Source organism: Nonomuraea sp. GTA35 (genome assembly GCF_041950525.1).
Taxonomy (GTDB): domain Bacteria; phylum Actinomycetota; class Actinomycetes; order Streptosporangiales; family Streptosporangiaceae; genus Nonomuraea.
This window is the reverse complement of record NZ_JBGNUV010000014.1, coordinates 263,013-274,065: the sequence shown is the minus strand read 5'-3', so window position 1 is coordinate 274,065 and position 11,053 is coordinate 263,013. Positions and strand designations below refer to the sequence as shown.

The 11,053-nt window shown below is 67.7% G+C and carries 4 protein-coding genes and 1 pseudogene; 2 read left to right on the top strand and 3 right to left on the bottom strand.

What is annotated here, in order from left to right:
• Both ACBJ32_RS45565 and ACBJ32_RS45560 read left to right on the top strand, forming a co-directional pair.
• A partial coding sequence (locus ACBJ32_RS45565) for a hypothetical protein (RefSeq protein WP_375132150.1) occupies positions 1-1,883 on the top strand: 1,883 nt, incomplete at its 5' end.
• A 67-nt stretch (positions 1,884-1,950) separates the two neighbouring features.
• Complete coding sequence (locus tag ACBJ32_RS45560; RefSeq protein ID WP_375132149.1) at positions 1,951-2,556, top strand: DUF6461 domain-containing protein; 606 nt, start codon at positions 1,951-1,953, stop codon at positions 2,554-2,556.
• Between the two features lie 246 nt (positions 2,557-2,802).
• Here ACBJ32_RS45560 and ACBJ32_RS45555 read toward each other — a convergent pair.
• The 3 genes and pseudogenes from ACBJ32_RS45555 to ACBJ32_RS45545 form a co-directional block, all read right to left on the bottom strand.
• Positions 2,803-3,123, bottom strand: a pseudogene (locus ACBJ32_RS45555) (transposase); the annotation flags it as partial.
• An 851-nt stretch (positions 3,124-3,974) separates the two neighbouring features.
• Positions 3,975-4,307 carry an integrase core domain-containing protein gene (locus ACBJ32_RS45550; protein ID WP_375132148.1) on the bottom strand — a complete coding sequence of 111 codons (333 nt, stop codon included), beginning with the start codon at positions 4,305-4,307 and terminating at the stop codon, positions 3,975-3,977.
• A 461-nt stretch (positions 4,308-4,768) separates the two neighbouring features.
• Positions 4,769-10,939, bottom strand: coding sequence for a VWD domain-containing protein (locus ACBJ32_RS45545; protein WP_375132147.1), 6,171 nt, complete (start codon positions 10,937-10,939; stop codon positions 4,769-4,771).
• Positions 10,940-11,053: the final 114 nt, after the last annotated feature.

Below are 11,053 nucleotides of genomic sequence, written 5' to 3'. Positions count from 1 at the left end.
GGGCCGGTAGCACCACAACCGCCGTCGCCTCCGGCAATTACGCCGGCATCTTCGTGCCGTCCGGGAAACTTGCCGACGGGTGGAAGGTCCGCTGGCGTGTCCGCGCCACGGCCGCCGGCGTCAACGGTGCCTGGACCACCTGGCATCCGCTCATCGTTGATATCTCCAAGCCCACGGTCGCCGGCGAGTACGTACGGCCGACCAATGGCGCAGGCGCGGCCACCACACTCACTCCCGAGTTCCGGGCCGAGGTCAGCGATCCCGACGGCCGGCCTATGACGTTGATGGTCGAGGTTGAGCACGATCCTGCCGTTCCCGGTCAAGGCACTGGAGTCATTTGGGCCGGTAGCACCACAACCGCCGTCGCCTCCGGCAATTACGCCGGCATCTTCGTGCCGTCCGGGAAACTTGCCGACGGGTGGAAGGTCCGCTGGCGTGTCCGCGCCACGGCCGCCGGCGTCAACGGCGCCTGGACCACCTGGCACACCTTGAGCGTGGCTACTTCTACGCCCGCCCTATCCACTGGAAAGGCAACTACGGCGGGAGTGACCGCGGCAACGGACACGAACACCAGCGGCCCGTTCGACTACCAGCGCATGAGCCCCGCGGACTGCAACGCGGAGCGACTCAAGTCACCGCGCCCCTGGCACGGATTCGGCTGGACCGTCCTGCGCCCCTATACCGGTTGCTACAGCCGGATCGCAGGATGGGGAGACTGGGACGTCGACCTGTACACCGGGATCCCGAAGACGGCGTGCCCCAAATCGCAAGGCGTCAGGATGACCGTCAACGTCATCATGTACACCAATCTCGGCACGACCAAGGATGGGCCGGTCGTATACGGACAGAACGACCCCGACCTGAAGGCCAGAGACATCAGTATCTGGATCAACATCAGCGAACTCATAGTCGTGGGCGCCAACTGCGTCCAGACGAACGTGCTCGACGGGCGCAACATCACGGTCAGGGTGGAGGCCGAAGGGTCCGACAATTCCGACTGCGATATGATCAAGGGCCCTGAAGACGGAAAGAGAATCGCCACGATCGGTGACTTCAAGCGAAACGGCCAGACCGCATTCGTCTTCCGGTCCCAGGGCTCCAAGTGGGGAAACTGCACACTGCGCCCCAAGCTCTACCCAGGGGTCAGCATCGACTTCTTGGATCCGGCTCCGTTCAAGCTGTGGCACCACCTCGGGACCGAGCAGATCCCCAATCGGCCGAAGGGCGATTTTCCCTTCGTCGCCCGCTGCGACAGTGTGCGCCTCAGTTATCCGGCGCTCAGGTCCAATGGAGACTTCTATTGGCCGGGCCACACCGGCGGATGCAGAATTCTCGGCGCCGACCGTGTCTACACCATGTACACGGAAGATCCCTTCCGGGGAGAGGTGGCGAGACACATCAGGGACGCCTTCCAGAACCCGCAGGCGACCGATCCGAAGCTGGATCGGCAAGGCCGGCCCATCACCAAGAACTTTCCCGGCAACTACGACGTGATACCCAGGGCCCCCTTGACCAGGCGGGCGAACAGCGAGCTCGCCCCTGACGGCGTGCTGCTGAACGGGAAGAACCGCACCCAGATGACCTGGTATTGTCCGAACCTCAGCGGGGCCGGCCCGGGCAAGGAGTGCGATGAGTATCCGTTCCGCTCCACCTTCCAAGCGATCGGCGTCGAGGGCAAAATGGTCAACAATGTCTGGACTCCTACGCTCAACGCCTCACTTCGTATGGTGAGCGCGGCGCACAACGGAGCCGCCGGTCGCGATCTGGGGGCCTTCTACTCCCGCTATCGCGTCTTCACCTCGAGCTCCCGTGAAGGCGGCGCGGGCAACTGGCCGTCCAACGCCTTCTGGGTCAGAATCCGCACGGGCACGCCACCGTCATAACTCCACAGTCAGGAGGGGGCGTCTCCGGAAGGCCCCCTCCTGGCGCACCGACAATCGGGAGCCGATCATGCGGTCGCCGACGTACCTGCACGACCTTCTGGTCTCGACTCTCTTCACCGAAGAACTCGATCACGACATGGACCTGTGGTCGCTGGGATTCAGCGCCCTCTGGATCAAGGGAGCGGATCTCGACACCCTCGCCCAAGCCTTCTCCTTGGACCTTTCCACCCGCACCCCGTGCCACCTGAGCGAAGTCCTTGACCACCACGGCGACGACGGTTCTCTCTGGGTAGCCGAGGCCGGAGGTTGGACGGGCATCCTGCCGGCACGTTCAGACGACGCTTTCCTGTTGTCGCTGACCGAAGGAGGCCGTCACGCCCTCAGCTTCAGCATGGACATCAACGGCCATGACAGTTTCAAGTATGTCCGGAACGGGGACATCATCGTCTCTTTCCGGCCCACCTGGCCCGACTCCCAGCACGGCAGTGACCCGCACGCGCTCGATCACCTGATGGATGGGCTGCGCTTTCAGGTCAGTGGCGATGACAACCCCGTGGAAGAGGGCGAGAGTATCAGCTCGATCCTGGCGTTGATCGGCCGCATAACCGAAACGGACATGGCTGCTGACTGGCTTGAGGCGGTGCACTCTCGCATTGGACTGATTCGAAGGTGACGGGGTTAGGACGTGTCTCAAGAATGCCGAGCCAGTCGTTATGGCAGCGATGTGGATGGTGGCTATGTAGCGGACAGCGGGTTTTGTCGAACTGGACAGCGATGCCAGGGTGGCGTCTGAGCCTGTGATTCCGCATTCGACGGTGGAGCGGGCACGGTAGTCGACTAGATCGAAAGCGAGTGCGTACGAGTTAGGGCACGTGCGAGCACTGCGAGCGACCTGAAGGACTCTGCTGGTTAACTCGTTTCAGGCGGTCAGGGCTGGTTCGAGTTGGGTCAGGTGGCTGGTGCGTTTCCGGCTCAGCGGTTGGCCGTTCCACCAGGCATCCAAGCGGATGAGGTTGACCGCGATGGCGGAGACGACGTGTTCGAGGTGGACCTTCTTGATGCCGCGGTAGCGAGTGCGGCGCAGGCCGGTGACCGTGACGGCTTGGTGGATGGTCGCCTCGATGCCGCACCGGAGGACGTACTTGTCCCGCCAGGCGGGGGTGGTCTGTTCGGTGCGGGCGGCGTCGAGGGTTTCCTGGATCGCGCGGGGGTGCAGGGTGAGGTGGCTGCCGCTGCGCTGGGCACTGGTGCATGGTCAGATCACGCTGTATCTCCTTGCTTTCAGGGATGAAGTGACTCTAGCGAAGACGCTGGCCCATGAGAAGTATCACGTAGGGCAACTGCGCAGGGGGGGTGCCGTATCGCGAAACGGACGCAGAGGCCATACCTTTCGAGCGGGAGGCATGGGAATTCGAAAAGATATGGTGGGACGCTCACCCTCTGAACCCTAAGAATATGAGTCAGTAGATGGCTGGCGAGTCGCGCCGATGAGCGAGCTCTATGGGAAGTGGGAAAAGGCCTTCGAGTAGGCCGCGGAGGATCCAGGTTCGGTGGCACGCCTGACGTGCCCTAACTGTGGATGTACGGCGCTGCGACTGCTGTTCGTTGTGCCAGAATGGGATTCGACCGTCGGATGGTCTGAATTCTGGTGCGAGAACTGTAGGCAGGGGATATTCTTTTCTCGAGTAAATGTTCCCCCTTGTGGAAACTCGTTCACAATCAACGAGCGCACAGCCCTCTCGGAGGGAGAGGGAGCAAGATACACCATCATCCCTCCTCCTGATTATCCGGATGACCTCGATGACTCCGGGGATGGTTGACCTGTCTGAGCAGATCGGCGGGATGGGTTTTCTGCCTGGTCGTCTGTTCGGGGCGGTGGTGTGTGGCTTGTCGGCCAGGTGCGGGAGGTGTACGAGGTTGCCCGGCCGAAGCCGGACTGGGCCGATCGAGCGATCTTCGCCGTGCTCGCTGTCAACTGCGATCCAGGCTGAGCAAGACGCCGAGGGCCGCCTGGACTGGGACATCGCCGTGGACTCCACCACCGTCCGGGCGCACCAGCACCGCGCCGGTCGATAATTCCATCCGTGCAGGTCAAGCGGCATGTGAGTATTTGTGGAGGATGCCGCCGAGCCGGACTCGTCGGCGTATGCTCAGGTCGACAATCCGCTCGGGATCCGTGATCGGGTCAGGGACGGTGCGTTGCGGAGTCGCTTGGCCCTGGGCTTGGTGGGCTCGGTACCGGTTGTAGAACAGTTCGTACTCGCGTAGGGCGTGCCGCAGGTGGTGTTCGTTCCACAGGAGGCAGCGGTCGAGGAGTTCGCGGCGGCAGGACTGCACCCATCGCTCCATGATGGAATTCATGCGCGGCATCCGGATGCCGGTGAGTGCGGTCTGGATGCCTGCGTCGGCGAGGATTCCGTCCATGAGGGTGGGGAACTTCCCATCCCTGTCTCGGATCAGGAAGCGTGCTCCGGCAGCCTGCGTCTTCCAGGTCCATCACGAGGTTCCTGATCGTCTGGATCACCCGGTCGGCGGTCGGCGGTCGGGTGAGCGGTGGTGCCCAGTACGCGAATGCGCCTGCTGGCGTGCTCGATGACGGCCAGGATGTACTGGCGTTGCACCGAGACGTAGGCGTCGGCGGTCAGCACCACACGAGCCGCCAGCCGTTCGACATGTGCCGCGGCAGGATGGAGCGGTCCGGGCTCGGGCGCGTGGTGCACGCGCTGTCCAACGAGCAGCTCGCCGGGCCCAAGCCGGTGGCGGCCGGCCCGGTGCCGCGGGAGGGACCGGCGCTGTCCGAGGAGGCCCGCGTCCCGCTGGAGGGCTACTACTGGAAAGGGCACGGCCGAAGCGGTTCCGGCCGTGCCCGTTCGCGTTTCAGCTCGTCACGGCACCGCCACCTTCGCGGTCAGCGAGCCGACCTTGTCGGCCTGCGGGTTGAAGACGATCGTGTACGTGCCCGTGGCGGGCAGCGTCGTCGCCGCAATGGTGCAGTTGCGGCCGCAGTAGGGCGAGCTGCCCAGCGCCGTGCCGTCGGGCTTCAGCAGGCCGACCCGGACATCGGTGGAGGCGGCGAAGCTGGTGCCGGTGAAGGTGACGGCCACCTGCTGCCCGGCGGTGCCGCTGAAGGTCCAGCTCCCGTTCTGGCCCGGGGTCGTGGTGGTCAGCGTGACCGCCGTGCCGCCGATGGTGACGGCGGCCGGGGCGAGGTCGCGGACTGCATGGACCCTGAGGGTCAGCTTGCCCACCTTCTCGTCCTGCGGGTCGAACTCCACCGTGTAGGTGCCGGTCGCGGGCAGTGCCACCGGCTCCAGGAAGCAGTTCTTGCCGCAGTAGGTGGCCGACACCAGCGTGGTGCCGTCCGGCTTCTTCACCGACACCCGCGCACCGGTGGTGGCGGTGAAGTTCGCGTCGGTGAGGTTGAACGACACCACCTGCCCGGCCGTCCCGGCGAGCGACCAGGTGCCGTTCTGGCCGGGGGCCGTCGTGGTGATCGTCGAGGCGGCGCCGCCGACGGTGACCGCGCCGAGCAGGTGGGTGACCGCGTACGCCGCCAGGGTCAGCTTGCCGGTCTTGTCGTCCTTCGGGTTGAACTCCACCGTGTAGGTGCCGGTCGCGGGCAGTGCCACCGGCTCCAGGAAGCAGTTCTTGCCGCAGTAGGTGGCCGACACCAGCGTGGTGCCGTCCGGCTTCTTCACCGACACCTGGGCGTCCACCGAGCTGGCGAAGCTCGCGTCGGTGAGGTTGAACGACACGAGCTGCCCGGCCGTCCCGGCGAACGACCAGGTGCCGTTCTGGCCCGGAGTGGTGGTGGTCAGCGTGGAGGCGGGGCCGCCGAGTGTGACGTTCGCGCTCAGGTGGGTGACCTCGTGCAGCTGCAGGGTGATCGAGCCCGTCTTGGCGTTCTGCGGCCTGAACTCGACCGTGTAGGCGCCGTCCACCGGCAGCACGGCCGGGTCCAGCAGGCAGTTCTTCCCGCACGCGGTGTCGTCGATCAGGATGGTGCCGTCCGGCTTGCGTACCGCGACGTAGGCGTCGTAGGTGCTGGTGAGCGTCGAGCCGGTGAAGTTGAACGACACCCGCCGGCCCGCCGTCCCCGTGAACGTCCAGACGGCCTTCTGCCCGGCGCCGACGGTGGTCAGCGTGGACGCCGGGCCGCCGACCGAGGTCGTCCCGGTGACGTCGCCCTCGGTGAGCTGCGCGGTCAGCGAGCCGGCGAGGGCCTTGCGCGGGTCGAACAGGATCGTGTACGTGCCGGACGCGGGCAGCGTGATCGGGTCCAGCACGCACACCTTGCCGCAGGAGGTGTCCTCCCGCAGGACGGTGCCGTCCGGGCCGCGCACCGAGACCGCGGCGTCGGAGGCGCTGGAGAACGTCCCGTTCATGAACGCGAGGTTGACGTAGCGGCCCTCGGTCCCGGTGAAGGTCCAGGTGCCGTTCTGTCCCGGGGTCGTGGTGGTCAGCGTCGAGGTGACGCCGTCCACCGCGATCGTGGCGGTGACGTCGTTCACCAGGTACGCCCGCAGCGTCAGCGCGCCCGTCTTGGCGCCCTTGGGCCGCAGGTCCACCTGGTACGTGCCGGTCGCCGGCAGGGTGACCGGCTCCAGCAGGCACCCGGTGCCGCAGTTGGTGTCGGCGACCAGGTCGGTGCCGTCCGGCTTCCTGACCTTGACGGTGGCGTCCGAGGCGTAGGTGAACGTCGAGCCGGTGAAGTCGAACGACACCCGCTGTCCCGCCGTCCCGGCGAAGGTCCACAGGCCGCGCTGCCCGGGGATGGTGGTCGTCAGCGTGGACGCCGGCCCGCCCACGGTGATCTGCGCGGTCACGTCCGGCGGCACGAGGTTGAGCTGGGCCGAGATCGAGCCGGTCTGGATGCCGGCCGGGTCGGCCACCACCTGGTAGGTGCCGTCCACCGGCAGCACCGTCGTGTCGAAGTAGCAGGAGCTCGCGCAGAACGTGGACGGCACCAGGACCGAGCCGTCCGGCTTGCGCATGGAGGCGTTCGCGCTGGAGAACGTGCCGCCCGAGAAGGTGACCGAGATCCGCTGCCCGGCCGTCCCGGCGTACGTCCAGGTGGGGTTCTGGCCCGGGCCCTTGGTGGTCAGCTCGACCGGGTCGCCGCCCGCCGTGAGCGCTGCCGTGACGTCGCCCACGGTGACCTGCGCGGAGATGGAGCCCACCGCCGTGCCGGAGGGGTCGAGCACGACCGTGTAGGTGCCGTCCGCCGGCAGTGTGGCCGTGTCGAAGGCGCACGACGCCTTGCAGAATACGGAGTCGAACAGCTCGGTGCCGTCCGGCTTGCGCACCAGCGCGTACGCGCTGCTGAACGTGCCGCCCGTCAGGGCGAACGCCACGCGCTGCCCCGCCGTGCCGTCGAACGACCAGGTGGCGGCCTGTCCGGCGCCGGTCGTGGTCAGCTCGACCGGGTCGCCGCCGGCGGTCAGCGTGCCCGTGACGTCGCCCTCGGCGACCTGCGCGGACATGGAGCCCACCGCCGTCTTGGACGGGTCCAGGACGAGCGTGTAGGTGCCGTCCACCGGCAGCGCGACCGTGTCGAACGCGCACGACGTCTTGCACCAGGTGGACCTGTACAGGTCCGTGCCGTCCGGCTTGCGCAGCGACGCGTACGCGCCGCTGAACGTGCCGTCCGCCAGGGAGAACGCGACGCGCTGCCCCGCCGTGCCGGCGAACGTCCAGTACGCCCGCTGGCCCGGCCCGGTCGTGGTCAGCTTCACCGGCCCGCCGCCGACGGTCAGGACGCCGGTGACGTCACCCTCGATCACGCTCGCGGTGATCGGCCCCGTGTGCAGGTCGCTGGGGTCGACGAGCAGCGTGTACGTGCCGGTCGCCGGCAGCGTGGTGGTGTCGAAGGCGCAGGCCGCCGGGCAGTAGGTGGAGCCGAACAGCCGCGTCCCGTCCGGGTTGGCGATCGAGGCGCTGGCGGCGCCGGCGCCGCTGACCGAGAAGGCGACCCGCTGGCCCTGCGTGCCGGTGAACGACCAGGAGGCCGTCTGACCGGGGACGGTGGTGGTCAGCGTGGACGGCGCGCCGATCGCGACCGTCCCGGTGACGGCCGCGGGCACCGCGTGCAGGCGCAGCGCGATCGAGCCGGTCTTGGCGTCCTTCGGGTCCCACACCATCGAGTACGTGCCGGTGACCGGCAGCGTCTCGGTGTCCATGAAGCAGCCCTCGCCGCACGACCCCTGATCGAGGATCTTCCCGTCGGGGCCGCGCAGTTGCAGGGTGGCGTCGCCGAGGGCGGTCAGGGTCGAGTCGCCGAGCACGGCGGAGACCTTCTGGCCCGCGGTGCCCGCGAACGTCCAGGTGCCGCGCTGGCCGGGGTCGGTGATCTGCAGCGGCACCTTCGGCCCGTCGATCGCCGCGGTGGCGGTGACGTCGGCCCCCAGGGTGTTCACGCTCAGCTTGTAGGGGCCGAACACGTCGTTCCACGGCCACACGCGCAGCCGGTAGGCGCCGGCGGGCAGCGCGTCCACGCGCTTGGCGCCGCACAGGTAGGAGGTGGCGACGCTCGCGCCCGCGGCGTCGGCCAGCTCCCACCGGAGCCCGAACCCGGACCCGGGGCACTCCTGCGCGTTGACGAAGACCGAGGCCGGCTGGTCCAGCGTGAACCGGTACTCGTCGACCGCGACCTCGCCCTCCAGGTTGCCCGCGCCCTCACCGGGCACGCCGTCCGAGGCCGTGAACGGCAGCGAGACCGGGAATGTCTGCGGCGGGGTGACCTCCAGGTCGAGCGCCACGTTGTCGAGCCCGTACGCCTGGTTGGACAGGCCCGCGGTGCCGGTGGCCGAGACCTTGACCTCGATCTGGCTGTTCTTGTGCGTGATCGGCATCGTGACGCGGTACTTCGCCCACGGCAGGCCGTTCGCCAGCGTCCCGGACGCGACGGGCGTCAGCTCGCCCGGCGTGATCGTGTGCGGGTCGTCGCGGTCGGTCTCGACCTTGATCGTCTCGTTGTCGGAGTCGGACGTCCAGTCGCCGACGGCCAGCAGGTCGAAGCTCAGCGTGCCGGCCTTGTGCAGCGGCAACGACTGCACGAAGAACCGGTAGGAGTCGCTGCCGCTGAACGGGCCGGCGAACGAGGTCACCGCGGGGTCGGCCGACACCCGCGAGGGCAGCGTGTTCTTGCCCAGCGTGCCCTCGAAGTCGATCGTCAGGTCGCCGTTGGCGTCCACGGCCTGCGCCGCCGGGTCGAGGGCCACCGTCTTCTGCTCGGCGGCGGCCTCGGCGAACGAGGTGTCCGCGGTCAGCGCGATGTCCAGGACGCAGTCGTTGAACGGCACGCCCGGCGCGACGCCGCTCTCCTCGCACTGCGCCGTCGCGAGCTGCATCTGCTCGGGCGTCAGGTCGTGGATCGTGACGATGCGGGAGGGGAACTGCAGGTTCGTGAACGTCGCGGTGCTCTGGCCCGGGCCGTAGGTGAACAGCGACTCGGTGTCGTCCAGCCGCCAGGAGTTGGCGTAGTCGGTGTGCAGCTGGGCGGGGCTGGCGTTGGCGGGCAGCTGGGTGCCGTCACGCAGCTTCAGGTCGTTCTTCGGGTCGCCGTCGGCGTTGCCGAGCAGGCCCTCCAGGTCGCTGTCGGCGGACGGCGGCAGGTAGAGGCCGGCGGCGCCCCGCCTCCAGGACAGGACGGGCCCTTCCAGACCGTCGAACATGACCAGCCACTTGCCGTCCTTGCGCAGGACGAACGCTTCCTTGCCCAGGTAGAGGATCTTGTCGGTGCCGAGCGTGAACTTCTGGCCGTCGATGTAGAGGTCGTCCTCGTGGAACTCGACCTTGTGGTCACCGGCCTCCATCGCGGCGTCGAACATCACCGACACGTCCCGGCCGCCGCTGGCGGGGCTGAGCCGGCCGTGGATCTCCAGGCCGTGCCTGTCGCTGTTGGCGAGGACGAACTCGCCGACGGACTGCAGGTCGTAGCCCAGGCCGTCCAGGGTGGTGAAGTGCGGCTCGCCCTTGACCAGGCCGCCGTGCTCGGAGAAGTACCACAACAGGATGAGGACGACCAGCGCGCCCACGCCGAGCGCCAGCGCCATCTCGACGGTGGCGAAGCCGGCCGCGCGCAGGAAGAGCGCGCCCTGCGGGGTGCGGAGGAACACCATGACGGAGGCGGTCAGCGCGGCCGCGGCCGCCGCGGCGCTGCCGTACTTGGCCACGTCGTTGTTCTGCGAGTCGTTGGAGTCGTTGCTGGGGGTGGTGAGGCGGTCGATGAGCTGACGCAGGCCCTGCGGGATCGGCCAGTCGCGGTCGTCGTCGTTCTCGTCCAGCTCGGGAATGTCGGCGGGCGGGCTGCCCGGCGGGGGCTGCCGCTTGCTCTCCTCGCACTTGCGTTCCTTCTTCACCTCCTCGATGTGCAGCAGGCCGGGAACGGGCGACAGCGCCCGGTACGTGGAGAGCTGGTAGCCGTCCTTGCCGTCCACCTTGCAGGAGGGGTTCTTGCTGTAGACCTGGAACCAGTCGTCGTAGGTGCCCCAGCGGTTGAGCACCGTGCCGGCGGTGACGTTCTTGACACCGTCGTTGGTCAGCACGCCGACGTACCGGACGACCTGCCCGCCCCAGCCGGAGTAGTCGGGGTTGCCGTCGACCTTGGCCTCGATCACCTGGCCCCAGTTGTTGCCGGCGCGGTCGTAGTAGACGATGTCGGGCCGGTCGCTGCCGCCGCTGAGGGTCGGCTCCCACTGGATCTCGGGGTTGATGAGCCCGCCGCTCCCGCCGATCTGGTCGCTCAGGTACTTGATGGCCCGGGCCTGCCCGATGGCCTCGATGCCGCCGGACGGGCTGCACTCGTTGGGCTGCTGGTAGATGTGGGTGCCGAGCACCGGACGGTCGCGCAGGCACGCCTCGTTGATGCGGCGGCGCGTGGAGTACATGTGGTTGAAGACGCAGCGTTTCTGGCCGCTGCGGCCGTTGGACCAGTCGCTGCTGTTGGGGGAGCAGGCGGTGGCCGCCTCCGCCCACCTGGCTAACAAGAACTCGGGCACGGGCACGAGGAACCCGGCCACGAGCACGGCCACCATGAACAGACGAAGACGCCGCACGCGTTCACCCCGAATAAAGAGGACATAAGACTGGCAGCGGGACCGTACACCCAAAAGATCGTTGCGCGATAGAGATCACCAGCTCCCCTTTGGGGTGATCTTTGACTAGGCTGC

Excerpts from the sequence above, each read along its gene's own strand:
- ACBJ32_RS45560 (WP_375132149.1), top strand. The coding sequence starts at position 1,951 with ATGCGGTCGCCGACGTACCTGCACGACCTTCTGGTCTCGACTCTCTTC.
- ACBJ32_RS45550 (WP_375132148.1), bottom strand. The coding sequence starts at position 4,307 with ATGGACGGAATCCTCGCCGACGCAGGCATCCAGACCGCACTCACCGGC.